We start from the raw sequence: 22,289 nt of genomic DNA, 5'->3' as shown, positions 1-22,289 counted from the left end.
ATGGCTATCCGTAAGTACAAGCCGACGACGCCGGGCCGTCGTGGCTCCAGCGTCGCCGACTTCGCCGAGATCACCCGGTCCACGCCGGAGAAGTCGCTGCTGGCGCCGCTGCCGAAGAAGGGCGGGCGTAACGCCCACGGCCGGATCACCACGCGGCACCACGGTGGCGGTCACAAGCGGCAGTACCGTCTGATCGACTTCAAGCGGGTCGACAAGGACGGCGTGCCGGCGAAGGTCGCTCACATCGAGTACGACCCGAACCGCACCGCGCGCATCGCGCTGCTGCACTACGCCGACGGCGAGAAGCGGTACATCATCGCGCCGAAGGACATGAAGCAGGGCGACCGCGTCGAGTCCGGTCCGGGCGCCGACATCAAGCCGGGTAACAACCTGCCGCTGCGCAACATCCCGGTGGGTACCACGATCCACAACGTGGAGCTGCGTCCGGGCGGCGGGGCCAAGCTCGCCCGCTCCGCCGGCGTCGGCATCCAGCTGCTCGGCCGCGAGGGCGCGTACGCGACCCTGCGTATGCCGTCCGGCGAGATCCGGCGTGTGGACGTGCGTTGCCGCGCCAGCATCGGCGAGATCGGCAACGCCGACCAGTCGAACATCAACTGGGGTAAGGCCGGCCGTATGCGGTGGAAGGGCAAGCGCCCGACCGTCCGTGGTGTCGCCATGAACCCGGTCGACCACCCGCACGGTGGTGGTGAGGGTAAGACCTCCGGTGGTCGCCACCCGGTCAACCCGCAGGGTAAGCCCGAGGGCCGCACCCGCCGTAAGGGCCAGGCGAGCGACAAGCTGATCGTCCGCCGCCGCTACGCCACGCGTAAGCGCGGCTGAGGGAGATAAGACATGCCTCGCAGCCTGAAGAAGGGCCCGTTCGTCGACGACCACCTGCTCAAGAAGGTGGAAGTGCAGAACGACAAGGGCTCCAAGAACGTGATCAAGACCTGGTCGCGGCGCTCGACGATCATCCCCGAGATGCTCGGGCACACGATCGCCGTGCACGACGGACGCAAGCACGTCCCGGTGTTCGTGACCGAGGCGATGGTCGGGCACAAGCTCGGCGAGTTCGCGCTGACCCGCACCTTCAAGGGTCACGAGAAGGACGACCGGAAGAGCCGTCGGCGCTGACGCCGCCAGGCATACGGATAGAGGAAACAAGGGGTTACAGCGATGCCAGGAAAGGGCGACGCTCCGGTGCTTCCGGGCGCGCGGGCGGTTGCGCGGCACGTGCGCATCTCGCCGATGAAGGCGCGCCGGGTGGTCAACCTCGTCCGCGGCCTGCCCGCGAAGGAGGCGCTCACGGTGCTGCAGTTCGCGCCGCAGGCTGCGAGCGAGCAGGTGTACAAGGTGCTCGCTAGCGCGATCGCCAACGCGGAGAACAACGAGCGGCTGGACCCCGACGCGCTGCTCGTCAGCGAGGCATTCGTGGACGAGGGCCCGACGATGAAGCGGTTCCAGCCGCGGGCGCAGGGTCGGGCGTACCGGATTCGCAAGCGCACCTGCCACATCACCGTGGCGGTCGAGGCGGTCGCGCCGGCAGCGCCGAGGAAGGCCACGGCCAAGAAGGCCGCCCCGGCCACCGAGGCCGCACCGGCCGAAGCGCAGAGCAAGACGGAGGATGCCGAGTAATGGGTCAGAAGGTTCACCCCACTGGGTTCCGGCTCGGCATCTCGACCGACTGGAAGTCCCGCTGGTTCGCGGACAAGCTCTACAAGGACTACATCGGCGAGGATGTCAAGATCCGCCGCATGATGTCCAAGGGCCTCGAGCGTGCCGGGATTTCCAAGGTCGACATCGAGCGCACCCGCGACCGGGTCCGGGTCGACATCCACACCGCCCGGCCGGGCATCGTCATCGGCCGTAAGGGTGCGGAGGCCGACCGGATCCGCGGTGAGTTGGAGAAGCTCACCGGCAAGCAGGTCCAGCTGAACATCATCGAGGTGAAGAACCCCGAGTCGGACGCTCAGCTCGTCGCGCAGGGCGTGGCCGAGCAGCTGTCCAGCCGGGTCAGCTTCCGTCGGGCGATGCGCAAGGCCATGCAGTCGGCGATGAAGAACCCGGTCTGCAAGGGCATCCGGGTGCAGGTTTCGGGTCGCCTCGGCGGCGCCGAGATGAGCCGGACCGAGTTCTACCGTGAGGGCCGGGTTCCGCTGCACACGCTGCGGGCCAACATCGAGTACGGCTTCTTCGAGGCCCGTACCACGTTCGGTCGGATCGGCGTGAAGGTCTGGATCTACAAGGGCGACGCCGTCCCGGGCCGGGAAGCTCCGGCCGAGGCCGGTCCGTCCCGTCCGCGTCGTGGTGAGCGCGGCGACCGTCCCGAGCGTCCGCGCCGTGGTCGGTCGGGTTCGTCCGGCACCACGGCTGGTGGCACCGAGGCCGGCCGGGCTGCTGCGACCACCATCGCGCAGCAGGCCGAGACGCCGAGCGGCGAGCCGGTCGACAGCGCAGCTGTCGCCGCCACTGCTGCTCCGGCGGAAACGCAGCAGGAGGGCTGACAGATGCTGATGCCGCGCAAGCCCCCGAAGGGCTTCCGCAAGCCGCACCACCCGGACCGCAGTGGCGCGTCCAAGGGTGGTAACCGGGTGGTGTTCGGCGAGTTCGGGATCCAGGCTCTCGAGCCGGCGTACGTGACGAACCGGCAGATCGAGTCGGCACGTATCGCGATGACTCGCCACATCAAGCGTGGTGGCAAGGTCTGGATCACGATCTTCCCGGACCAGGCCCTCACCAAGAAGCCTGCCGAGACCCGGATGGGTTCCGGTAAGGGTTCGCCCGAGTGGTGGGTCGCCAACGTCAAGCCGGGGCGGGTTATCTTCGAGATGTCCTTCCCCAACGAGCAGACCGCGCGAGAGGCCATGCGTCGCGCGATCCACAAGCTCCCGATGAAGTGCCGCATTGTTACGCGCGAAGTGGGTGAATCCTGATGGCAGCGGGCGTTAAGGCGACCGAGCTGCGTGAGCTCTCCGAGGAGGAGCTGGTCACGAAGCTGCGGGAGGCCAAGGCGGAGCTGTTCAACCTCCGCGTGCAGGCCGCAACCGGGCAGCTGGACAACAACCGGCGGTTGCAGGTCATCCGTCGGGAGATCGCCCGGATCTACACGATCATGCGTGAGCGCGAGCTGGGGCTCTCGGCCGCGCCGACTGAGGTGACTGCATCATGACCGAAGAGACTGCCACCGCCGCCGCGCGGTCGCGCCGCAAGGTCCGCGAGGGCCTGGTGATCAGCGACAAGATGGACAAGACCGTCGTTGTCGAGGTCGAGGACCGGGTTCGGCACGCGCTGTACGGCAAGATCATGCGCCGTACGGCAAAGCTGAAGGTGCACGACGAGCAGAACGCCGCTGGCACCGGCGACCGGGTCCTGATCATGGAGACCCGGCCGCTGAGCGCCACCAAGCGTTGGCGGATCGTGGAGATCCTGGAAAAGGCCAAGTAGCGAAGGCTCGAGCTCGCCCGGCGTTGCGTCGGGCGTAGGTTCCGCCAGGCTCCGGCCGCTACGGCGGCCGGAGAACCGGCAGACATAGGAGATAGACGTGATTCAGCAGGAGTCGCGACTGCGCGTCGCCGACAACACGGGTGCTCGGGAGATCCTGTGCATCCGGGTTCTCGGTGGCTCCGGTCGGCGCTACGCGAGCATCGGCGACGTCATCGTGGCCACGGTCAAGGACGCGATCCCGGGTGCCGGTGTGAAGAAGGGCGACGTCGTCAAGGCGGTCGTCGTTCGCACGGCCAAGGAGAAGCGGCGGCCGGACGGCTCGTACATCCGCTTCGACGAGAACGCCGCCGTCATCATCAAGGACGGTGGGGACCCGCGCGGTACCCGCATCTTCGGCCCGGTGGGCCGGGAGCTGCGGGACAAGCGGTTCATGAAGATCATTTCCCTCGCGCCGGAGGTGTTGTGACCGTGAAGGTCAAGAAGGGCGACACGGTCGTCGTCATCGCCGGCAAGGACAAGGGTGCCAAGGGTAAGGTCATCGCGGCCTACCCGCGGCAGGACAAGGTCCTGGTCGAGGGCGTGAACCGGGTCAAGAAGCACACCCGCATCAGCACCACCCAGCGTGGCGCCAAGACCGGCGGCATCGTCACCCAGGAGGCCCCGATCCACGTCTCGAACGTGCAGGTCCTGGACTCCGACGGCAAGCCGACCCGCGTCGGTTACCGGATCGACGACAACGGCCAGAAGGTCCGCATCGCGCGTAGCACCGGTAAGGACCTGTGATGACCACGGCTACCGAAAAGACCATGCCGCGCCTCAAGGAGCGGTACCGCAACGAGATCGTGGCCCAACTGCGTGAGCAGAACAGCTACGGCAACCCCATGCAGGTGCCGCGGCTGGTCAAGATCGTCGTCAACATGGGTGTCGGCGAGGCTGCTCGCGACGCCAAGCTGATCGACGGCGCGGTCCGCGACCTCGCCACGATCACCGGCCAGAAGCCGCAGGTGCGGCGGGCGACCAAGTCCATCGCGCAGTTCAAGCTCCGCGAGGGCATGCCGATCGGCGCGAAGGTGACCCTCCGCGGCGACCGCATGTGGGAGTTCCTGGACCGGCTGCTGTCCATCGCGCTGCCGCGTATCCGCGACTTCCGCGGTCTGGACGGGCGCAAGCTGGACGGGCACGGCAACTACACGTTCGGTCTGACCGAGCAGTCGGTGTTCCACGAGATCGACCAGGACCGGATCGATCGCCAGCGGGGCATGGACATCACGGTGGTCACGACCGCCACGACCGACGACGAGGGCCGGGCGCTGCTCAAGCTCCTGGGCTTCCCGTTCAAGGAGAACTGAGATGGCCAAGAAGGCGCTGATCATCAAGGCGGCCGCGAAGCCGAAGTTCTCGGTTCGCGCGTACACCCGCTGCCAGCGGTGCGGGCGTCCGAAGGCGGTCTACCGCAAGTTCGGGCTCTGCCGGGTCTGCATCCGGGAGATGGCCCACCGCGGTGAGCTGCCGGGTGTGTCCAAGGCTTCCTGGTAAGGGCGACCGCGTCCCGGCTCCGGCCGGGAACTCCTGCACCGATTAGGTATTGCTCTTCGCCGTAGGCCCGGGGCTGATGCCCCGGGAACCCCGGCGAGAAAGGCTGACGAAATCCATGACGATGACCGACCCGATCGCAGACATGCTCACGCGTCTGCGTAACGCCAACCAGGCGTACCACGATCAGGTGAAGATGCCCTACTCCAAGATCAAGGCGAACATCGCCGAGGTCCTGAAGGCCGAGGGTTACATCGCCACCTGGTCGGTCGAGGAGCCCGAGGAGGGCGCCGTCGGCAAGCGACTGGTCGTCGAGCTGAAGTACGGCCAGAACCGGGAGCGGAGCCTGGCCGGCATCAAGCGCGTGTCCAAGCCCGGTCTCCGGGTGTACGCCAAGTCGGACGGGCTCCCGCGGGTGCTCGGTGGGCTGGGCGTGGCGATCATTTCGACGTCCCAGGGGCTGCTGACCGACCGGCAGGCCCGCAAGCGGAGTGTTGGCGGGGAAGTCCTCGCCTTCGTCTGGTAACGGGAGACTGGTAGAAATGTCGCGAATTGGACGCAAGTCGATCCCGGTACCGTCCGGCGTCGACATCACGATCGACGGGCAGACCGTCAAGGTCAAGGGCCCGAAGGGCGAGCTCCAGCACACCATCGCCGAGCCGATCACGATCGAGCGGGCGGAGGACGGGCAGCTGAACGTCAGCCGTCCGAACGACGAGCGCAAGGCCAAGGAACTGCACGGCCTGAGCCGTACCCTGGTCGCCAACATGATCGTCGGCGTGACCGAGGGCTACCGTAAGAGCCTGGAGATCGCCGGCACCGGTTACCGGGTCACCGCCAAGGGTTCGGACCTCGAGTTCGCGCTCGGGTTCTCGCACCCGGTGGTCGTTCCCGCCCCGGCGGGCATCACCTTCACGGTGGAGCGGCCGACGCTGTTCCACGTGGCTGGCATCGACAAGCAGCAGGTCGGTGAGGTCGCCGCCAACATCCGGAAGATCCGTCCGCCGGAGCCCTACAAGGGCAAGGGCGTGAAGTACCAGGGCGAGGTCATCCGCCGCAAGGCTGGAAAGGCAGGTAAGAAGTGAGCGCCACGCTGCTCAAGCGCCGCCGCGGCGTCGCCGCCAAGCGCGCCGTTGGGCGTGCGCGCCGGCACTTCCGCGTCCGCAAGAACGTCAGCGGTACGGCCGAGCGTCCGCGCCTGGTCGTCACCCGTTCGCTGCGGCACATGGTCGCCCAGATCGTCGACGACACCAAGGGCCACACCCTGGCGTCGGCGTCGACCCTGGACGCCTCGCTGCGCGGTACGGAGGGCGACAAGAGCGCCCTCGCCGGCAAGGTGGGCGCCCTGCTCGCCGAGCGGGCCAAGGCCGCCGGCGTCTCCAAGGTCGTCTTCGACCGCGGTGGCAACCGGTACGCGGGGCGAGTCGCCGCGCTTGCCGACGCCGCCCGCGAAGCCGGGCTCGAGTTCTAACAACCCCGTCACGAGAGATAAGGAAGGCTGCTGATGCCAGGTCAACAGCGCCGTGGCGGCGGGTCCGGTGGCAACGAGGGTGGTCGCCGCGACAACCGCCGTGAGGGCGGCCGCGGAAACGCGCCCGTCGAGAAGACCCCGCACCTTGAGCGGGTCGTCGCGATCAACCGCGTCGCCAAGGTCGTGAAGGGTGGTCGTCGCTTCAGCTTCACCGCCCTGGTGATCGTGGGCGACGGCGACGGCACGGTCGGCGTGGGCTACGGAAAGGCCAAGGAGGTGCCCGCGGCGATCGCCAAGGGTGTCGAGGAGGCCAAGAAGCACTTCTTCAAGGTCCCGCGGATCGGTCAGTCGATCCCGCACCCGGTAACGGGTGAGGACGCGGCCGGTGTAGTGCTGCTCAAGCCGGCCTCGGCCGGTACGGGTGTCATCGCCGGTGGTCCGGTGCGTGCCGTGCTGGAGTGCGCCGGGATCCACGACGTGCTCTCCAAGAGCCTTGGCTCGTCCAACCCGATCAACATCGTGCACGCCACCGTGGCGGCCCTGAAGGGGCTTGAGTCCCCCGAGCAGGTCGCGGCGCGTCGTGGTCTGCCGGTGGAGGACGTCGCGCCGGCCGCCATGCTGGCGTCGCGGGCGGGGGTGGCGTCCTGATGGCACGCCTGAAGGTCACCCAGCTCCGCTCCGGTATCGGGACCAAGCAGAACCAGCGTGACTCGCTGCGTTCGCTCGGTCTCAAGCGGATCAACGACGTGGTGGTCAAGGAGGACCGGCCCGAGATCCGCGGCATGATCTTCACGGTCAACCACCTCGTGAAGGTCGAGGAGGTCGAGTAATGACGATCAAGGTGCACCACCTGCGTCCGGCGCCCGGTTCCAAGACCGCGAAGACCCGTGTGGGTCGCGGTGAGGGTTCCAAGGGCAAGACCGCCGGTCGCGGTACGAAGGGCTCCAAGGCCCGCAAGAACATCTCGGCGGCGTTCGAGGGTGGGCAGATGCCCATTCACATGCGCCTGCCGAAGATGAAGGGCTTCAAGAACAGGTTCAAGGTGGTCTTCCAGGTGGTCAACCTGGACCGGCTCGCCGAGCTGTTCCCGAACGGCGGCCAGGTCGGCCCGCTCGAGCTGGTCGAGGCCGGCGCGGTCCGCAAGGGCCAGCCGGTCAAGGTCCTCGGCACCGGGGACCTTGGCGGGGTGGCGCTCCAGGTGTCGGCGCACGCGTTCAGCGCGTCGGCCAAGGAGAAGATCGCTGCCGCCGGTGGCTCCGTCACCGAGCTGTAAGGCGTACGACCTCGGCGCCCGTCCAGTTGTGAGCAACTGGCGGGCGCCTAGGTCTGCCTGGGGCCTATGCACCCGGTAATATCGGAATCGGTTTATGTAGCCGGGCACACCTGCCCGGAGCGGGATAGGGCTGTTAGAGTCCCATCCCAGCTATGGATTCCGGGCACTCGCCCGGGATGCACCCCGACCCGCCAGGGATCACCGGCGGCCCGCCTCGCGCAGGAGGAAGAAGTTGCTGTCCGCCTTTCTCAGTGCGTTCCGTACGCCTGACCTGCGCAAGAAGCTGCTGTTCACAGTAGGCATCATCGCGGTCTACCGGCTGGGTGCCACGCTGCCCAGCCCGGGCGTCTCGTACGGCAACGTCCAGAAGTGCCTCGACTCCATCTCGGGCGATACGACGGGCCCGCTGAATCTGCTCAACCTCTTCTCCGGCGGGGCGCTGCTCCAGCTCTCGGTCTTCGCGCTGGGCATCATGCCCTACATCACCGCGTCGATCATCTTGCAGCTGCTGACCGTCGTGATCCCGCGCCTCGAGCAGCTCCGCAAGGAGGGCCAGGCCGGCCAGGCGAAGATCACGCAGTACACCCGCTACCTGACCCTGGGTCTCGGTGTTCTGCAGGCGTCGGCGTTCGTGGCCCTGGCCCGCTCCGGCCAGCTGTTCCAGAACCGCTGCGACCAGTTCCCGATCATCCCCGAGGGCACCGGCATCCCGGACTGGCTGACGCTGGCCATCCTGGTGATCACCATGACCGCCGGCACCGGCATGGTCATGTGGCTCGGCGAGCTGATCACCGACCGCGGTGTCGGCAACGGCATGTCGGTCCTGATCTTCACCTCGATCGCGGCCCGGCTGCCCGGCGAGGGCTGGCAGATCAAGACCAGCAAGGGCTGGGACAGGTTCGCCCTGGTCATCGCGCTGGTCCTGGTGGTCATCACCGCGGTCACCTTCATCGAGCAGGCGCAGCGCCGGATTCCGGTGCAGTACGCCAAGCGGATGATCGGCCGGCGGATGTACGGCGGCACCTCGACCTACATCCCGCTCAAGGTCAACCAGGCGGGTGTGATCCCGGTCATCTTCGGCTCGTCGCTGCTCTACCTGCCGCAGCTGGCTCTCCAGTTCTTCAACCAGAACGACCCGGGCAAGGTCCAGGCCTGGATCCAGAACAACCTGGTCCGCCCGGACAGCCCGATCTACATCACGGTCTACTTCCTGTTGATCATTTTCTTCACGTACTTCTACGTGTCGATCACGTTCAACCCGACCGAGGTCGCGGACAACATGAAGAAGTACGGCGGGTTCGTGCCGGGCATCCGCCCGGGCAAGCCGACCGCCGACTACCTGGACTTCATCCTCAGCCGGATCACCCTGCCGGGCGCGCTCTACCTGGGCATCATCTCGATCCTGCCGAACTTCTTCTTCATCTGGCTGGACAACCAGCAGTACCAGAACTTCCCGTTCGGTGGCACCGCTGTGCTCATCATGGTCGGCGTCGGTCTGGAGACCGTGAAGCAGATCGAGAGCCAACTGATGCAGCGGAACTACGAAGGGTTCCTGCGGTAGATGAGACTCGTTCTGGTTGGCCCGCCGGGCGCGGGCAAAGGCACGCAGGCCGAGTTCATCGCCGCACACCTCTCGGTGCCGAAGATCTCGACCGGGGACATCTTCCGGTCGAACGTCACCCAGGGCACGCCACTCGGTGTCGAGGCGAAGCGCTACATGGACGCTGGCGAGCTGGTCCCGGACGAGGTCACCATCAACATGGTCCGGGATCGGCTGGCCGAGCCCGATGCCAGCGAGGGCTTTCTGCTCGACGGCTTTCCGCGGACCACTCCACAGGCCGCCGCTCTGGACAAGCTCCTCGCCGACCTGGGCACCGCGCTGGATCTGGTCCTGGAGCTGGTGGTCGACGACGACGAGGTGATCCGGCGGCTCTCCGGCCGGCGTACCTGCCGGGGATGCGGCAAGATCTGGCACGTCGAGTTCGACGCCACCACCCGTCCGGGCATCTGTGACCGGTGCGGCGCCGAGCTGTTCCAGCGCGACGACGACAAGCCGGAGACCATCGCCACCCGCCTGCGGGAGTACAGCGAAAAGACCGCACCCCTGGTCGACTACTACGGCGCTCAGGGCAAGCTGGTCGGGATCGACGCCACGGGCCCCGTGGAGGACGTCACCACCCGGGCCATCGACGCGCTGCGGTCGTACGGCGGCTGAGGTCCCGCCGCGTCGCGGCGGATAGAGTGCGAACAGCGGGGTACGCGAGACGTACCCCGCTGTTTCGGCAACGAAAGGTAACCGCTCCATGCGTCGTCCCCAGCTGGACATCCAGCTGAAGACCCCTGACCAGATCGAGAAGATGCGTGCGGCCGGTCTGGTGGTCGCCGAGGCCCTGCGCCGGATGCGTGAGGCGGTGGCGCCGGGCGTGAGCACCGCCGATCTGGACGCCATCGCCGAGTCGACGATCCGCGAGGCGGGTGCCGTCCCGTCGTTCAAGGGGTACCACGGCTTCCCGGCGTCGATCTGTTCCTCCGTGAACGAGCAGATCGTGCACGCGATCCCCGCGCCGAACCAGGTGCTCGCCGACGGCGATCTCATCTCGATCGACTGCGGTGCGGTGCTGAACGGGTGGCACGGCGATTCCGCGATCACCGTCGGGGTCGGTGACGTCGACCCGGCGCTGCTGAAGATGGCCGAGGTCGCCGAGGACGCCATGTGGGCCGGTATCGCCGCCGCCGCGCGCGGCGCGGCCAGCGGCAAGGGACGACTCACCGACATCTCGCACGCCGTGGAGACCGCGGTCCGCAAGGGCGGCCGGTACGGCATCGTCGACGGCTACGGCGGGCACGGTATCGGCACCGAGATGCACCAGGACCCGCACGTGCTCAACCATGGTCGGCCGGGCAAGGGGCCGCGTCTGGTTCCGGGCATGGCGCTGGCGATCGAGCCGATGATCACCATGGCCTCGCCGCGTACGGTCGAACTGGCCGACGGGTGGACGGTCGTCACCCGGGACGGGTCGGTCGCGGCGCACGTCGAGCATTCGATGGCGCTGCTGCCGGACGGCGTGTGGGTGCTCACCGCGTTCGACGGCGGCCGGGCCCGCCTGGGCGACCTGGTGACCGCCCGCCAGCCCGCAGCCACCAAGACCCCCTGACCCCCTCCCGGCCTCACCTCGCCCCGCTGATCATGAAGTTGATGCGCTGACACGCCGATGAGGCTGGCAACAACTTCATGATCGACGGATGTTCGGGGTAGGGCGGGACTGGCACGACGGTGGCATGCTTGCCGGCATGGACGGGCGCGACGGGATGCGAGCCGCGGACTCGGACCGTGCGGCGGTGGCCGACCGGTTGCGGGTCGCCCTCGACGAGGGCCGACTGGATCTGCGCGAGTACGACGAGCGGTTGCAGCGGGCCTACGCGGCACGCACGTACGCCGACCTGGAGGTCCTGCTCACCGACCTGCCGCCGGTGACGCCGGCGCAGCGGTCGGGCCTGGCGCCGGCCTCCGGGCCGACGGTGAGCCTGCTGGGTGACCAACTCGGCCCGGCGTCCACCAGGGGTGTCACGGCCCGCTGGTTGGCCGAGGTGTGGTTCCCGTACCTGCGGGTGATCGCCATCGTGGTGACCATCTGGGTGGTGACGTCGCTGCTCAGCCAGGAGTTGCTCTACTTCTGGCCGGCCTGGGTGGCGGGGCCGTGGGGCGCGGTGCTGGTGGTGCGTACGGTCTCCGGCGTGGCCGCGAAAGAGCCTCAGCGCCAGGCCATCAAGCGCCAACGCCGCAGAGAGCGCAAGCAGGCCAAACGCGCCATCAAACCAGACGAAGCCCCACCAACCCCCTAACCCCACCCCACTCCAACCCAGTTGATCATGAAGTTATTGCCACGAATGCCGGCGTGTCGTGACAGCAACTTCATGATCAACTGGGTTGGGGGCGGGGCCCTCTGGGTTGCCGCGCCGGGGGTGGGTGGTCGGTTTGGCGGGGGAGTGCAGGCCGGCGTACACTTTCAGATCGGCGCACAGCGTCCACTCCGGCATGCCCACCCTGCGCTTCGGTGGGAGCTGGAGCCGCGGCTGGCGCGGTCTTCTGATTCTGGTCAGATTTCCGTGTAAGACGTTGTGGGTCGCCCGGAGCAATCGACGTCAGGACAGCGGAGGACATGCCGAAAAAAGACGGAGCCATCGAGATCGAGGGTCGGGTCATCGAGCCCCTGCCGAACGCCATGTTCCGGGTGGAGCTCGCGAACGGCCACAAGGTGTTGGCTCACATCAGTGGCAAGATGCGGCAGCACTACATCCGTATCCTGCCGGAGGACCGAGTCGTCGTCGAACTCTCGCCGTACGACCTGACCCGCGGGCGCATCGTCTACCGCTACAAGTAGTCCTGACGGCGACCGGGAAGTCCCGTGTCCGTCTTCGACGTCCGGTCTCGCGCATGGCGCGTTGCCGGGCCAGATGGGAAGTAAGGCAACCGTGAAGGTCAAGCCGAGCGTCAAGAGGATCTGCAACAAGTGCCGGGTAATCCGCCGGCACGGCCGAGTCATGGTCATCTGCACCGACCCGCGCCACAAGCAGCGCCAGGGCTGACTCAGCCCGTCCGGCCGGAACACGGCCGGGTGGCGTTGGTCCGGGTAGATCCTCAGCGACACACACATCACACATGCTCGTCCCAGCCGCGAGCGGTACGCGAGACGTACTTCTGCGCGGCTGACCCCCGGTCGGAGGCCGGGGCCCGCTTGGGCAGCGACCGATCCCGGTCGCCGGCGCTGACAGCGTCGGAAAGACGGGACGGCCGGTAGCGGGGTGGGACGGGTCCACACCTCCGCCACACATCACGAGGAGTACGCCCGCACATGGCACGTCTAGTCGGCGTGGATCTCCCCCGCGAGAAGCGGATGGAGATCGCGCTCACCTACATCTTCGGGGTCGGTCGTACCCGTGCCCTGGAGACGCTCGCCGCCACCGGCATCTCGCCGGACAAGCGCGCTCGGGACCTCACGGACGAGGAGCTCGTACAGCTCCGCGACCACATCGAGGGCAACTACAAGGTTGAAGGCGACCTGCGCCGCGAGGTCGCCGCTGACATCCGCCGCAAGGTCGAGATCGGCTGCTACGCCGGCATCCGGCACCGCCGGGGCCTGCCCGTGCGTGGCCAGCGGACCAAGACCAATGCACGGACCCGCAAGGGCCCGAAGCGGACCGTCGCCGGCAAGAAGAAGCCCGGCAAGAAGTAGATTTTGACCGGAATTCGGGTCGATGTCGGGTCTAGGAAGACCGGACCTCGCGGCCCAGTCCGGACAGTCAACTAGGAGCGCACAGACTTATGCCACCGAAGGCTCGTGCCGGAGCCGCTGTCAAGAAGGTCCGGCGCAAGGAACGCAAGAACGTCGCCCACGGGCAGGCGCACATCAAGAGCACGTTCAACAACACCATCGTGTCCATCACGGACCCGACCGGTGCGGTCATCTCCTGGGCCTCCGCTGGCCAGGTGGGCTTCAAGGGCTCCCGCAAGTCGACTCCGTTCGCCGCGCAGCTGGCCGCCGAGGCCGCCGCGCGTCGCGCCATGGAGCACGGCATGCGCAAGGTCGACGTGTTCGTCAAGGGCCCCGGCTCCGGCCGGGAGACCGCCATCCGTTCGCTGCAGGCCGTGGGCCTCGAGGTCGGGCAGATCGCCGACGTCACCCCGCAGCCGCACAACGGGTGCCGTCCGCCGAAGCGTCGCCGGGTCTGAGAGGTAGAGAGAGATGGCTCGTTACACCGGTGCTGACTGCCGCCGTTGCCGGCGGGAGAAGATGAAGCTGTTCCTCAAGGGCAGCAAGTGCGATGGCCCGAAGTGCCCGTTCGAGTCCCGGCCGTTCCCGCCCGGGCAGCACGGCCGCGGCCGTACCAAGGAGACGGAGTACCTGCTCCAGCTCCGCGAGAAGCAGAAGGCCCGCCGCGTCTACGGCGTGCTGGAGAAGCAGTTCCGTGGCTACTACGAGGAAGCCGTCGGCAAGCAGGCCAAGACCGGTGAGGTCCTCCTGCAGATCCTCGAGTCGCGGCTGGACAACGTCGTTTACCGGGCCGGCTACGCCCACTCGCGGGACATGGCCCGCCAGCTGGTCAAGCACGGTCACTTCACGGTGAACGGCAAGAAGGTCGACATCCCGTCGTACCGCGTCAAGGAGCACGACATCATCGAGGTTCGGGGCAAGAGCAAGGAGCTCACCCCGTTCATCGTCGCGCAGGCTCAGGCCGGCTCGAAGACGGTTCCGGCGTGGCTTGAGGCCATCCCGAGCCAGATGAAGGTGCTCGTGCACTCCCTCCCGGCCCGGCAGGTCATTGACACGCAGGTCCAGGAGCAGCTGATCGTCGAGCTCTACTCCAAGTAGTCCGAGCTCGTTCGGTGGTCCGCCCTTCGGGGCGGGCCACCGGAACAGTTTGTGTCGTGGGCGTCAAATAGCGGGCGTCCCGGAAGAGAAGAGAAAAGATGCTCATCAGCCAGCGACCCTCCCTCTCCGAGGAGTCGATCAACGAGACCCGGTCGCGGTTCGCCATCGAGCCGCTCGAGCCGGGCTTCGGCTACACCCTGGGCAACTCGCTGCGGCGCACGCTGCTGTCGTCGATCCCGGGTGCGGCGGTCACCTCGATCAAGATCGACGGCGTGCTGCACGAGTTCACCACGATCCCCGGTGTCAAGGAGGACGTGGTCGAGCTCGTCATGAACATCAAGGAGCTGTGCGTCAGCTCCGAGCACGACGAGCCGGTCAGCATGTACCTGCGCAAGCAGGGCCCGGGCGACGTGACGGCGGGCGACATCCAGCCCCCGGCCGGCGTCTCGGTGCACAACCCGGACCTCAAGCTCGCGACCCTGAACGGCAAGGGCCGGCTCGACATGGAGCTGACCGTCGAGCGGGGCCGGGGCTACGTGACGGCTGCCCAGAACAAGCAGTCCGGCGCCGAGATCGGCCGCATCCCGGTGGACTCGATCTACTCGCCGGTGCTGAAGGTGACCTACCGCGTCGAGGCGACCCGCGTCGAGCAGCGCACCGACTTCGACCGGCTCATCATCGACGTCGAGACCAAGCCGTCGATGGGTCCGCGTACCGCGCTGGCCTCCGCCGGTTCGACGCTGGTGGAGCTGTTCGGGCTGGCCCGTGAGCTGGACGAGACGGCCGAGGGCATCGACATCGGGCCGTCCCCGCAGGACGCCCAGCTGGCGGCGGACCTCGCTCTGCCGATCGAGGAGCTGGACCTGACCGTCCGCTCCTACAACTGCCTCAAGCGCGAGGGCATCAACTCCGTTGGTGAGCTCATCGGGCGTACCGAGGCCGACCTCCTCGACATCCGCAACTTCGGTCAGAAGTCGATCGACGAGGTCAAGATGAAGCTCGCCGGGATGGGTCTCGGGCTGAAGGACTCGGCTCCGAACTTCGACCCGGCGCATGTCGTGGACACCTTCGGCGAGGCCGACTACGACACCGACGACTACCGCGAGACCGAGCAGCTCTAGTCCGCGCTGCCGCCACAACTGAGGAGCACCAAAAATGCCCACGCCCACCAAGGGCCCCCGCCTCGGCGGCAGCCCCTCGCACGAGCGGCTGATGCTCGCCAACCTGGCCACCGCGCTGTTCCAGCACGGCAAGATCCAGACCACCGAGACGAAGGCCCGGCGGCTGCGTCCGCTGGCCGAGCAGCTCATCACCAAGGCCAAGCGCGGCGACCTCGCCTCGCGGCGTCGGGTGCTGGGTGTCGTCAAGGACAAGGACGTGGTCTACGCCCTGTTCGACCAGATCGCGCCCCGGTACTCCAACCGCCCCGGCGGTTACACCCGGATCGTGAAGACCGGTCCGCGCAAGGGTGACAACGCGTCGATGGCCATCATCGAGCTGGTGGAGGAGCTTCAGGTCGCCGAGCCGAAGGCGAACAAGAAGACCGCCGCCCGCAAGGCCGCGCAGCAGGACAAGGTCGAGGCGCTCGCCCCGGCCGAGGAGGCTCCGAAGTCGACCGACGTCGACCAGGACTCCGAGGCGCCGGTGTCGGTCTCCGGTGACACCGCCGAGGCGCGCGCTGACAGCGACCTCGCCACCGAGGAGAAGAAGGCCTGACCTCGGGCATCAGTGCGGGCCCGGCACCCCTTTCGGGGTGTCGGGCCCGACCCGTAACAGGAGGTACGAGGTGGACGAGCGGATTCGGCTGCGGCTGGACGTCTCGTACGACGGCGCGGGTTTCTCCGGCTGGGCGCCCCAGCCGACGCGGCGGACCGTCGCCGGGGTGCTCGTCGAGACCCTGGATCTGGTCCTGGGAGCGGGCACCGCGACCGGTCTGACCGTCGCGGGTCGGACCGATGCCGGGGTGCACGCCTCCGGTCAGGTCTGCCACCTGGACCTGCCCGTCGAGGTGTGGCGGGAGCACGAGGGGCGGCTGCTGCGCCGGCTGGCGCGGCTGCTCCCCACCGACGTGCGGGTACGGGCGATGACCGAGGTGCCCGCCGACTTCGACGCCCGCTTCTCGGCCACCTTCCGACGCTACGAGTACCGGGTGACCGACGCCCCGTACGGCGCGGAGCCGCTGCGCCGGCACGAGGTGTTGGCCTGGCCGCGCGCGCTGGACCTGGCCGCCCTGAACACCGCGGCCGAGGGTCTGGTGGGCGAGCACGACTTCGCCGCGTACTGCCGGCGCAAGGAGAACGCGACGACGCTGCGCGAGGTGACCCGACTGGACTGGCGGCGTGACCCGGACGGCGTCCTGGTCGCCACCGTGCAGGCCGACGCGTTCTGCCAGGCGATGGTGCGCAGCCTCGTGGGGGCGATGCTCGCGGCCGGCGACGGTCGCCGGCCGGTGCGGTGGCCGGGCAGTCTGCTCCACCGGCAGGAGCGTTCCAGCGAGGTGACGGTGGCTCCGGCGCACGGGTTGACGCTGGTGGCGGTCGGCTATCCGGACGACCCGGCCGAGTACGCCCGCCGCGCCGACCTGACGCGCCGCCTGCGCGTGCCAGTCGAGGGCTGACGCCTGTCGCGTCCGACGGATGCCGCCGCCGACCGAATCGGCCGACGACCCGCTGCGGGCCGCCATCACCCCGGCGCCGCCCACGCCGCGTCGTTCGATCGGAGACCGACGGCGGCGGGGACGCATCACGGTCCGGGCCGCAGAGCGGGTACGACGACGGGTGTGCCACCTTCTCGGCGGCACACCCGTCGGACGCGTCGGGGGCCGGGTCAGTCGCCGGGCGACTCGCCGTCCTCGCTGCCGCTCTGGCTGCCGCTGCCCCCAGTGGGTGCTGCCGTCGGCTGCTCGGCCGTGCCGGTGTCGGCTCGCCGTTGCAGGACGCCCCGGCTGAGGTGCACCTCGATCATGTCGAACAGGACGTCCCGGATCTTGGTGTCGCCGGACTTGACCGCGGTGCCGTCGGCGCGGACCACCAGCGCGTACGCCAGGTAGTGGCCCCGCACCTGCCAGCCGACCCGTGCTGGGGCGCTGGTCAGCACGTCGGTGTCGTCGCCGGCGGTGAGACCACGGAACCGACCCTGCCGGTCATCGAGGAGCTGCCGGATACGGTCCCGGGCCCGCTCGGCGCTGACCTTGTCGGTGAGGTTGAACAGCCCGGTGGTGACCAGGTGGTCGCCGCCGGGGGCCCGCAACGTCGCCCGGACGACCTGGTTGCAGCCGAGCAGGACCAGCAGATCCGCTACCTCGTCGGTGGCCGCGACGGCACAACTGCCGCTGGACTGGGTCTTGAGCACCTGGTAGGCGGCTTGACCGTCGGCTAGCTTCAGTTCCTTGCCGGGAAAGAGTTCCTTCGCGGTGAGCGGCGCCTGGTCGGTGAGCCGCGAGTTCAGATCCTGCCGCTGGGCGGGAGCGGAGGCGGCGGCGTTCGGCTGGTACGTCGGGGTGGGCTGAGGGTCCGGGGTGCGATCCACCAGGAGAGCGGCGGCGCCCAGACCGCAGAGCGCGAGCAGGACGAGGACGGCCGCGCCGCCGACCAGCACCTGCCAGAGCCGCCCACCGCCGCGCTGCGCGGGCGGCTCCACCGGCTGGGCCGAGGTGTAGACCTGGCTGCGGGGGGCCGCGACCGGTGCGCTGATGCGGGCGACCGGCGGTGGTTGGGTCGACGGCAGCACCAACTGGTTGGGTCGGGGCAGCGACGGCGCGGGGAACCGCGACGGTGAGGGGCCGGCCGGCGGAGGCGTACCTGCGCCGAGCACGTCCAGGTCGGACCCGGGCTCGGGGTCCTCGAATGCGTCCTCTTCGGACTCGTACCGATACACCATGTCGCCCAGAGTAGGAGCGATTGTCCCTTTAGGGGGTAATTTTGGGCAAATGTAGATGTGGGCGGTGTCGTGACCCGGCTGAGCCGGTGCGAGAATTGCCGGCGTGACCGGCGACCACTACTTCACCGCGCAGCCCGCCAGCGACGCACCGGCGCGCGAGGTCGAATTCTCCATCACCAACCGCGACTACCGGCTCGTCTCGGCCGGCGGTGTCTTCTCCGCCAGCCGTCTCGACCCCGGCACCGCCGTACTCCTGCGCAAGGCCGACCTGCCCGCCGCCGACACCACCGGTGACCTGCTCGACCTCGGCTGCGGGTTCGGCCCCATCGCGTGCGTCCTGGCCGACGTGGCCCCGGCGAGCACCGTCTGGGCGGTCGACGTCAACGCCCGCGCCCGCGACCTCACCACCGCCAACGCGGCGAGAATCGGTGCCGGCGACCGGGTCCGGGCGAGCGCGCCGGACGACGTACCGGCGGACCTGACGTTCGCCGAGCTTTGGTCCAACCCGCCCATCCGCATCGGAAAGGACGAGCTGCACGAGCTGCTGCTGCGCTGGCTGCCCCGACTCGCCCCGGACGGCGTGGCGTGGCTGGTCGTCGCCCGGCACCTCGGCGGCGACTCTCTCCAGCGCTGGCTTACCGACCAGGGCTGGCAGGTCGAGCGGCACGCCAGCCAGAAGGGCTTCCGGGTGCTGCGGGTCACCCGGTAATCGGATACCTGCCGGTCATCGCCCGGTGCTCCATAGCCTCATACCGCCAACCAGGCATATAAACCTTCTGTGCCGCACCACCTTGCATCCGAAACCAGGTTGATACCGTCCGCATGTCCCGAGCTCATCAGGACCTGGGTGCCTTCCGGCGAGTACCTTGGGCGCACAGCCCTGCTGGCTGCCGAGGTCTGCGTCGCTGAGCGGGTGCCCGGACTGCACATGGTCCATTTAGCCGCAGACATGTTCGGCTCCGCGGCGGTAGCGGCCACGCTGCTGGCGCAGCCGCCCGCTGTGGTTGCACGGATGGTGGAGTGTCCGTCGTCCTCGGTCGCCACCGGTCTCAATCTGGCCGCGGCGATCGCCCGTGCTGACACCCTGCGTCTGCCGGTGCGCATGCCCGCCAATACTTTCGTGGGGAACAACAGAACCCTGCCGATCGACCGTCGGGGACAAATTGTCGTCCGGGGCGCCGCCGACTTCGTCCTGGTGCTGCCGGCCCGTCATCTCGTCGTCGAGCGCGCGACAGCCCACGGTGCGGAAGTGACCATCGCCAGCCCTGCGACGGCTCGCCCGACCTGGTCGGCGGGTGATCTGTTCGAGGCGGGCCTTTCTCTGCTGACCTTCGAGGCCGGCACCGACAGGATGGACGTTCGGACGGCACCGGGCATCAAGGCCCCAGTCGATAGACCCGGCCACGCCAACAGTGGAGTAGCCGGGCTACTGCGCGAACTCGACGAAGTGCCCGCCGGGGCGTCCGTTCTGTTGCGGGTCGCCACGAGCGGCGATGCGGCCGGCTCCGTGTCTCTGGAAATCCGGCCGGCTGGCGGGAACACTCCCGCGCTGGACAAGCGACGCACACCGGCCCTGGCCGGCGGCCGTCGGTCGGCCGGTGCCGTCGAGGCATCAGGCGTTCCGGGTGGGCGGCATTCACTGCGCGAGGTGTACCGCCGTGTCGAGGATGCCCGTTCCGCAGCGGCCAGTGCGGCCGGATGGCTGAGACAGTGGGCCGTTCAGGCCGGCCACCCACAACTCGAGATCTCCGCTGCGCGATTCCAGGAGACCCACAGGATTTTTCCGGTAGAGCCCTCGCGAGAGCGACCTGCCTACTTCGCCGGGCTCACGATGCATGACCTCGAGGCGGCTCGGGACGCTGTCCTCAGCGCAGCGCGGAGTGTTCAGAAGCACCTGCGCGAAGAGGCTGGCGCCCTTGCGGGTTCGCTCGAGGACCTCCAGCAGTACACGTCCGGAAGGATTGCGCGCAGTGCGTCCGCCAGGAGCGAGCTGAAGGCGCTGGCATACCGCTATCTGAAAGCGAAGCGGAACCAGACGATCGAAGCGGTCCTGGGGTATTACGAGGCCACCGATCGATCGCGGCGCGGTTCGCAGACCCGAGCTGAGGTCAGTGCGCTGAACACGAGCCTCGGGCCGCAGAGCGCGGCCAGCGCGCTGAAGCAGGCTGTGGGGGCCGTCCGATCAGCCCTGGACGCGCGGCGCGGCCGGCTGGCAGCAATCGCTGGCAGCTTGGAGCCGCACATCACGCAGATTGCGGACGGTAGGGGGGCCGAGCGTGAATGGCTGCGAGTCGCGCTCCCGCTTGCCAGCGAAGTGATCGGCCAGGTGAACCGAATGTTGCCCTACGGCCCGGCCAACAACAGCGTAATCATCGATCGATACCAGAATCGCCTCTGCCAGTTGGTTGTCGAGGGAATTAGGAACCCGGTATATCGAAAAGATCCAAATTCGATTGGTGTGTTCGGAGTGCGACCATGGCGAGGCATTCGGGGGTCGGTCGCGGCGATGGCTTGGCTGGCCGCCTTTTTTCGCACCGGATTCTGTGACGAATACGCAGCATTAACATGCGCCACTTTATGGGACAGGCCGGATTGTCTGGGTGTGCCGATCACTTGTGTCATGGCCAACGACGACACCGGGCGAATACACGTGTTTACTTTGCTCGGACCGCTGGGTCATCCGAGCAGTGTGGTGGTCGATCCCTGGCCGCTCGTGCCCGCCGCGGTGACGTTGGACCGCTACATGATCCGCCTAGACGCGGTGGTTGCGGCCCACACCCTGGTACCTGATGGGTCCAACATGCGCGCGCTCGGCCGGGCGCAGATCCGGCTCGACCGGCTGCCGGCGTCCCCTCCCGTGGTGCAAGAGGTCCCCCTGTGGAGGCGCGCATCCAGCGTCGTGGGCGTCGACCATCCGGGTATCTGGCATACGCTCCATCCTTACCGTACAGATGGCGATCGGATTGGCTCCACAACGACGCTTCTGCCCTCGTCGGTCGACTCGGGCGAGCACTCGAAGGGCGCCGACTCGGCGTTGGCCCCGCGACACCCAGAGCGGATCGGCCGGCTGGCTGTCCCCATCGCCGGGCCGGAGCTCGCCGGTGCGGAGGTCGACGCCGGCGAGCTGATTGCACCCCCGACATGGTCGCTGCGGTTGACGCAGGAGGTCACCGAGCACGTCAACGTGTACGAAATCTCGCGGGGCGGGAGGGGTGCACCGCAGAGGTTCTTGGATCAACTGGTTGCAGCCGCCGATGGGGGGCATCCAGTGGTCCTGCTCGGCACTCCAGCGCGCCACGAAGGGGTGGATGCCGACGGTGTCAATTTGTTGAACGACCTGCTCGAACAATTCGCGCAACGCGGCCAACTGCCGGTTGTGGTGAGCCGCGAAATCATGGTCGCCGCCTTGCTTCCGGTCGCAAGGAGGTACGGTGCCGCCATTCTTTACCCGGACTCGGAGAGGCCCGGCCACAGTGTCGCACGACTTGACAACCGTTGGAAGGTTGCTGCCCCCCGGCAGGACCGGACGGTCGTCACCTCCAGCGACAGTTGGGATCGGATCACCGCCGCTGTGCTGAGTGCCGCGCGCCAACTGGCCCGACCCACCGACGCGGTTTCCCGTATCGACGATGCTCTCGGTGAAATGATCTGGGCGAGCAGCCTGCAGACCAGCCGCGAGGCCCTTTACCGGCTACAGCGACGCTGGTCACCGCAGAAGATCAAGCGAAACTTGCCCCGAGTTGAGCAGATGATCCAACGGGTGCCGCACTCGCAATCATTGAAGATTATTGCGCCAGTGGTGGAATTTGCTGAGGCGGGCCATTCGGACCTCGTGTTCGACTACGCTGCCGTCGAGGAGGCGGACCGCCCCGCGATCCTGCTGGCAACAGTAGCCCGGTTGGAACAGTTTGCCCGGGAGTCCCCAGTGCTGCTGAACGGCGGCCTCACCACCGCCAACTTGGCATCAATGGTCGGTGCGGTCGGGGGTAGCTCGGACACCGTGGCCGTGACACGGTCCCTCCTTGAGGTGATGGACGACATCAAGAATGGCGGGTTGGGGAAGGCCCGAAGCTTTGTCGATGAGAACGCCGGCAGGCTTGACGGTGGGCAGAAGGTGCAGTTGGTCAATGCTATTGGCGAACTGGAGGCCGCGATGCCCGAGCGCGTTTCGCAACTTCAGATCCTGGCCGCAAGCGTTTTCGACTGCGCGCCGAAGCGGCCGGCCCGGTGAGGTTGTGGTGGAAACGAAGGGTTCCGTTGCGGGCCAAGGGTCTGCGGTTCTGCCGGGGACGACCATTTAGTCACGAGCGTCACCCCA

The 22,289-nt window shown here is 68.0% G+C and carries 32 protein-coding genes; 31 read left to right on the top strand and 1 reads right to left on the bottom strand.

Translation table 11 applies throughout. The features are described 5' to 3' along the window. From rplB to truA, 29 genes are all read left to right on the top strand, one after another. A complete protein-coding gene (gene rplB / locus ACLQ24_RS05200) occupies window positions 1-840 on the top strand; it encodes a 50S ribosomal protein L2 (RefSeq protein WP_425889227.1) in 840 nt (279 codons plus the stop codon). A gap of 12 nt (window positions 841-852) precedes the next feature. Beyond that, window positions 853-1,134: a 30S ribosomal protein S19 gene (rpsS, locus tag ACLQ24_RS05195; protein ID WP_007465299.1), complete on the top strand. Its 282-nt coding sequence runs from the start codon at window positions 853-855 to the stop codon at window positions 1,132-1,134. Window positions 1,135-1,176: 42 nt separating this feature from the next. Further along, the gene (gene rplV / locus ACLQ24_RS05190) at window positions 1,177-1,635 is read left to right on the top strand and encodes a 50S ribosomal protein L22 (protein ID WP_425889226.1); all 459 of its coding nucleotides are present in this window, start codon (window positions 1,177-1,179) and stop codon (window positions 1,633-1,635) included. Further along, on the top strand, window positions 1,635-2,504 hold the full coding sequence (gene rpsC / locus ACLQ24_RS05185; RefSeq protein ID WP_091402401.1) for a 30S ribosomal protein S3: 870 nt from the start codon (window positions 1,635-1,637) through the stop codon (window positions 2,502-2,504). Before rplV ends, rpsC begins: the two co-directional genes overlap by 1 nt. Before the next feature lie 3 nt (window positions 2,505-2,507). Further along, window positions 2,508-2,933, top strand: a complete 426-nt coding sequence (gene rplP / locus ACLQ24_RS05180; RefSeq protein ID WP_425889225.1) for a 50S ribosomal protein L16 — start codon at window positions 2,508-2,510, stop codon at window positions 2,931-2,933. Then, complete coding sequence (rpmC, locus tag ACLQ24_RS05175; protein ID WP_007465283.1) at window positions 2,933-3,169, top strand: 50S ribosomal protein L29; 237 nt, start codon at window positions 2,933-2,935, stop codon at window positions 3,167-3,169. The genes rplP and rpmC overlap by 1 nt, the downstream gene beginning before the upstream one ends. Then, window positions 3,166-3,444: a 30S ribosomal protein S17 gene (gene rpsQ / locus ACLQ24_RS05170; RefSeq protein WP_030489590.1), complete on the top strand. Its 279-nt coding sequence runs from the start codon at window positions 3,166-3,168 to the stop codon at window positions 3,442-3,444. Before rpmC ends, rpsQ begins: the two co-directional genes overlap by 4 nt. Window positions 3,445-3,541: 97 nt before the next feature. After that, the gene (gene rplN / locus ACLQ24_RS05165; RefSeq protein ID WP_007073026.1) at window positions 3,542-3,910 is read left to right on the top strand and encodes a 50S ribosomal protein L14; all 369 of its coding nucleotides are present in this window, start codon (window positions 3,542-3,544) and stop codon (window positions 3,908-3,910) included. Beyond that, the gene (gene rplX / locus ACLQ24_RS05160) at window positions 3,907-4,227 is read left to right on the top strand and encodes a 50S ribosomal protein L24 (protein WP_007465276.1); all 321 of its coding nucleotides are present in this window, start codon (window positions 3,907-3,909) and stop codon (window positions 4,225-4,227) included. The genes rplN and rplX overlap by 4 nt, the downstream gene beginning before the upstream one ends. After that, the gene (gene rplE / locus ACLQ24_RS05155; RefSeq protein WP_355050758.1) at window positions 4,227-4,793 is read left to right on the top strand and encodes a 50S ribosomal protein L5; all 567 of its coding nucleotides are present in this window, start codon (window positions 4,227-4,229) and stop codon (window positions 4,791-4,793) included. Before rplX ends, rplE begins: the two co-directional genes overlap by 1 nt. Window position 4,794: 1 nt before the next feature. Next, a complete protein-coding gene (locus ACLQ24_RS05150; RefSeq protein ID WP_007465272.1) occupies window positions 4,795-4,980 on the top strand; it encodes a type Z 30S ribosomal protein S14 in 186 nt (61 codons plus the stop codon). 115 nt (window positions 4,981-5,095) lie between these two features. Further along, on the top strand, window positions 5,096-5,503 hold the full coding sequence (rpsH, locus tag ACLQ24_RS05145; protein WP_007465270.1) for a 30S ribosomal protein S8: 408 nt from the start codon (window positions 5,096-5,098) through the stop codon (window positions 5,501-5,503). A 16-nt stretch (window positions 5,504-5,519) separates the two neighbouring features. Further along, a complete protein-coding gene (gene rplF, locus ACLQ24_RS05140; protein WP_355050757.1) occupies window positions 5,520-6,062 on the top strand; it encodes a 50S ribosomal protein L6 in 543 nt (180 codons plus the stop codon). Next, the gene (gene rplR, locus ACLQ24_RS05135) at window positions 6,059-6,448 is read left to right on the top strand and encodes a 50S ribosomal protein L18 (protein WP_110563093.1); all 390 of its coding nucleotides are present in this window, start codon (window positions 6,059-6,061) and stop codon (window positions 6,446-6,448) included. The genes rplF and rplR overlap by 4 nt, the downstream gene beginning before the upstream one ends. Before the next feature lie 33 nt (window positions 6,449-6,481). Then, a complete protein-coding gene (gene rpsE / locus ACLQ24_RS05130; protein WP_013288621.1) occupies window positions 6,482-7,096 on the top strand; it encodes a 30S ribosomal protein S5 in 615 nt (204 codons plus the stop codon). Continuing rightward, entirely contained in the window at window positions 7,096-7,278 is a 183-nt protein-coding gene (gene rpmD / locus ACLQ24_RS05125) for a 50S ribosomal protein L30 (RefSeq protein ID WP_030329904.1), read from the top strand. The genes rpsE and rpmD overlap by 1 nt, the downstream gene beginning before the upstream one ends. Beyond that, a complete protein-coding gene (gene rplO, locus ACLQ24_RS05120) occupies window positions 7,278-7,721 on the top strand; it encodes a 50S ribosomal protein L15 (protein WP_425889224.1) in 444 nt (147 codons plus the stop codon). Before rpmD ends, rplO begins: the two co-directional genes overlap by 1 nt. 232 nt (window positions 7,722-7,953) lie before the next feature. After that, window positions 7,954-9,282 (top strand): preprotein translocase subunit SecY, encoded by a 1,329-nt coding sequence (secY, locus tag ACLQ24_RS05115; protein ID WP_425889223.1) that lies wholly within the window; start codon window positions 7,954-7,956, stop codon window positions 9,280-9,282. Then, complete coding sequence (locus ACLQ24_RS05110) at window positions 9,283-9,936, top strand: adenylate kinase (RefSeq protein ID WP_088950228.1); 654 nt, start codon at window positions 9,283-9,285, stop codon at window positions 9,934-9,936. Between the two features lie 88 nt (window positions 9,937-10,024). After that, window positions 10,025-10,876 (top strand): type I methionyl aminopeptidase, encoded by an 852-nt coding sequence (gene map, locus ACLQ24_RS05105; RefSeq protein ID WP_425889222.1) that lies wholly within the window; start codon window positions 10,025-10,027, stop codon window positions 10,874-10,876. A 136-nt stretch (window positions 10,877-11,012) separates the two neighbouring features. Then, complete coding sequence (locus tag ACLQ24_RS05100; protein WP_425889236.1) at window positions 11,013-11,564, top strand: DUF1707 SHOCT-like domain-containing protein; 552 nt, start codon at window positions 11,013-11,015, stop codon at window positions 11,562-11,564. Window positions 11,565-11,881: 317 nt separating this feature from the next. Then, the gene (infA, locus tag ACLQ24_RS05095) at window positions 11,882-12,103 is read left to right on the top strand and encodes a translation initiation factor IF-1 (RefSeq protein WP_007073013.1); all 222 of its coding nucleotides are present in this window, start codon (window positions 11,882-11,884) and stop codon (window positions 12,101-12,103) included. A gap of 91 nt (window positions 12,104-12,194) precedes the next feature. After that, window positions 12,195-12,308: a 50S ribosomal protein L36 gene (gene rpmJ, locus ACLQ24_RS05090; protein ID WP_012184307.1), complete on the top strand. Its 114-nt coding sequence runs from the start codon at window positions 12,195-12,197 to the stop codon at window positions 12,306-12,308. A 266-nt stretch (window positions 12,309-12,574) separates the two neighbouring features. Then, window positions 12,575-12,955: a 30S ribosomal protein S13 gene (gene rpsM, locus ACLQ24_RS05085; protein WP_007465236.1), complete on the top strand. Its 381-nt coding sequence runs from the start codon at window positions 12,575-12,577 to the stop codon at window positions 12,953-12,955. 89 nt (window positions 12,956-13,044) lie between these two features. Further along, a complete protein-coding gene (rpsK, locus tag ACLQ24_RS05080) occupies window positions 13,045-13,452 on the top strand; it encodes a 30S ribosomal protein S11 (protein ID WP_030329919.1) in 408 nt (135 codons plus the stop codon). 13 nt (window positions 13,453-13,465) lie between these two features. Further along, window positions 13,466-14,092, top strand: coding sequence for a 30S ribosomal protein S4 (gene rpsD / locus ACLQ24_RS05075; RefSeq protein ID WP_030489600.1), 627 nt, complete (start codon window positions 13,466-13,468; stop codon window positions 14,090-14,092). 98 nt (window positions 14,093-14,190) lie between these two features. Next, window positions 14,191-15,213, top strand: coding sequence for a DNA-directed RNA polymerase subunit alpha (locus ACLQ24_RS05070; RefSeq protein WP_007465227.1), 1,023 nt, complete (start codon window positions 14,191-14,193; stop codon window positions 15,211-15,213). A 34-nt stretch (window positions 15,214-15,247) separates the two neighbouring features. Then, window positions 15,248-15,808, top strand: a complete 561-nt coding sequence (rplQ, locus tag ACLQ24_RS05065) for a 50S ribosomal protein L17 (RefSeq protein ID WP_425889221.1) — start codon at window positions 15,248-15,250, stop codon at window positions 15,806-15,808. Between the two features lie 70 nt (window positions 15,809-15,878). Beyond that, a complete protein-coding gene (truA, locus tag ACLQ24_RS05060) occupies window positions 15,879-16,709 on the top strand; it encodes a tRNA pseudouridine(38-40) synthase TruA (protein ID WP_425889220.1) in 831 nt (276 codons plus the stop codon). Window positions 16,710-16,918: 209 nt separating this feature from the next. Here truA and ACLQ24_RS05055 read toward each other — a convergent pair whose 3' ends face one another. Beyond that, entirely contained in the window at window positions 16,919-17,971 is a 1,053-nt protein-coding gene (locus ACLQ24_RS05055; protein WP_425889219.1) for a hypothetical protein, read from the bottom strand. A gap of 103 nt (window positions 17,972-18,074) precedes the next feature. Here ACLQ24_RS05055 and ACLQ24_RS05050 point away from each other — a divergent pair, with 103 nt between their 5' ends. Then, window positions 18,075-18,680 (top strand): class I SAM-dependent methyltransferase, encoded by a 606-nt coding sequence (locus ACLQ24_RS05050; protein ID WP_425889218.1) that lies wholly within the window; start codon window positions 18,075-18,077, stop codon window positions 18,678-18,680. Between the two features lie 138 nt (window positions 18,681-18,818). Next, complete coding sequence (locus ACLQ24_RS05045; RefSeq protein WP_425889217.1) at window positions 18,819-22,202, top strand: hypothetical protein; 3,384 nt, start codon at window positions 18,819-18,821, stop codon at window positions 22,200-22,202. The last annotated feature ends 87 nt before the right edge of the window (window positions 22,203-22,289 follow it).

This window comes from Micromonospora sp. DT4, assembly GCF_049841675.1.
In the GTDB taxonomy this organism is placed as follows: Bacteria; Actinomycetota; Actinomycetes; order Mycobacteriales; family Micromonosporaceae; genus Micromonospora.
This window is presented reverse-complemented; position numbering and strand designations above follow the sequence as displayed.

Excerpts from the sequence above, each read along its gene's own strand:
- rplB (WP_425889227.1), top strand. The coding sequence starts at position 1 with ATGGCTATCCGTAAGTACAAGCCGACGACGCCGGGCCGTCGTGGCTCC.
- rpsS (WP_007465299.1), top strand. The coding sequence starts at position 853 with ATGCCTCGCAGCCTGAAGAAGGGCCCGTTCGTCGACGACCACCTGCTC.
- rplV (WP_425889226.1), top strand. The coding sequence starts at position 1,177 with ATGCCAGGAAAGGGCGACGCTCCGGTGCTTCCGGGCGCGCGGGCGGTT.
- rpsC (WP_091402401.1), top strand. The coding sequence starts at position 1,635 with ATGGGTCAGAAGGTTCACCCCACTGGGTTCCGGCTCGGCATCTCGACC.
- rplP (WP_425889225.1), top strand. The coding sequence starts at position 2,508 with ATGCTGATGCCGCGCAAGCCCCCGAAGGGCTTCCGCAAGCCGCACCAC.
- rpmC (WP_007465283.1), top strand. The coding sequence starts at position 2,933 with ATGGCAGCGGGCGTTAAGGCGACCGAGCTGCGTGAGCTCTCCGAGGAG.
- rpsQ (WP_030489590.1), top strand. The coding sequence starts at position 3,166 with ATGACCGAAGAGACTGCCACCGCCGCCGCGCGGTCGCGCCGCAAGGTC.
- rplE (WP_355050758.1), top strand. The coding sequence starts at position 4,227 with ATGACCACGGCTACCGAAAAGACCATGCCGCGCCTCAAGGAGCGGTAC.
- ACLQ24_RS05150 (WP_007465272.1), top strand. The coding sequence starts at position 4,795 with ATGGCCAAGAAGGCGCTGATCATCAAGGCGGCCGCGAAGCCGAAGTTC.
- rpsH (WP_007465270.1), top strand. The coding sequence starts at position 5,096 with ATGACGATGACCGACCCGATCGCAGACATGCTCACGCGTCTGCGTAAC.
- rplF (WP_355050757.1), top strand. The coding sequence starts at position 5,520 with ATGTCGCGAATTGGACGCAAGTCGATCCCGGTACCGTCCGGCGTCGAC.
- rpsE (WP_013288621.1), top strand. The coding sequence starts at position 6,482 with ATGCCAGGTCAACAGCGCCGTGGCGGCGGGTCCGGTGGCAACGAGGGT.
- rpmD (WP_030329904.1), top strand. The coding sequence starts at position 7,096 with ATGGCACGCCTGAAGGTCACCCAGCTCCGCTCCGGTATCGGGACCAAG.
- rplO (WP_425889224.1), top strand. The coding sequence starts at position 7,278 with ATGACGATCAAGGTGCACCACCTGCGTCCGGCGCCCGGTTCCAAGACC.
- ACLQ24_RS05110 (WP_088950228.1), top strand. The coding sequence starts at position 9,283 with ATGAGACTCGTTCTGGTTGGCCCGCCGGGCGCGGGCAAAGGCACGCAG.
- map (WP_425889222.1), top strand. The coding sequence starts at position 10,025 with ATGCGTCGTCCCCAGCTGGACATCCAGCTGAAGACCCCTGACCAGATC.
- ACLQ24_RS05100 (WP_425889236.1), top strand. The coding sequence starts at position 11,013 with ATGGACGGGCGCGACGGGATGCGAGCCGCGGACTCGGACCGTGCGGCG.
- infA (WP_007073013.1), top strand. The coding sequence starts at position 11,882 with ATGCCGAAAAAAGACGGAGCCATCGAGATCGAGGGTCGGGTCATCGAG.
- rpsM (WP_007465236.1), top strand. The coding sequence starts at position 12,575 with ATGGCACGTCTAGTCGGCGTGGATCTCCCCCGCGAGAAGCGGATGGAG.
- rpsK (WP_030329919.1), top strand. The coding sequence starts at position 13,045 with ATGCCACCGAAGGCTCGTGCCGGAGCCGCTGTCAAGAAGGTCCGGCGC.
- rpsD (WP_030489600.1), top strand. The coding sequence starts at position 13,466 with ATGGCTCGTTACACCGGTGCTGACTGCCGCCGTTGCCGGCGGGAGAAG.
- ACLQ24_RS05070 (WP_007465227.1), top strand. The coding sequence starts at position 14,191 with ATGCTCATCAGCCAGCGACCCTCCCTCTCCGAGGAGTCGATCAACGAG.
- rplQ (WP_425889221.1), top strand. The coding sequence starts at position 15,248 with ATGCCCACGCCCACCAAGGGCCCCCGCCTCGGCGGCAGCCCCTCGCAC.
- ACLQ24_RS05055 (WP_425889219.1), bottom strand. The coding sequence starts at position 17,971 with ATGGTGTATCGGTACGAGTCCGAAGAGGACGCATTCGAGGACCCCGAG.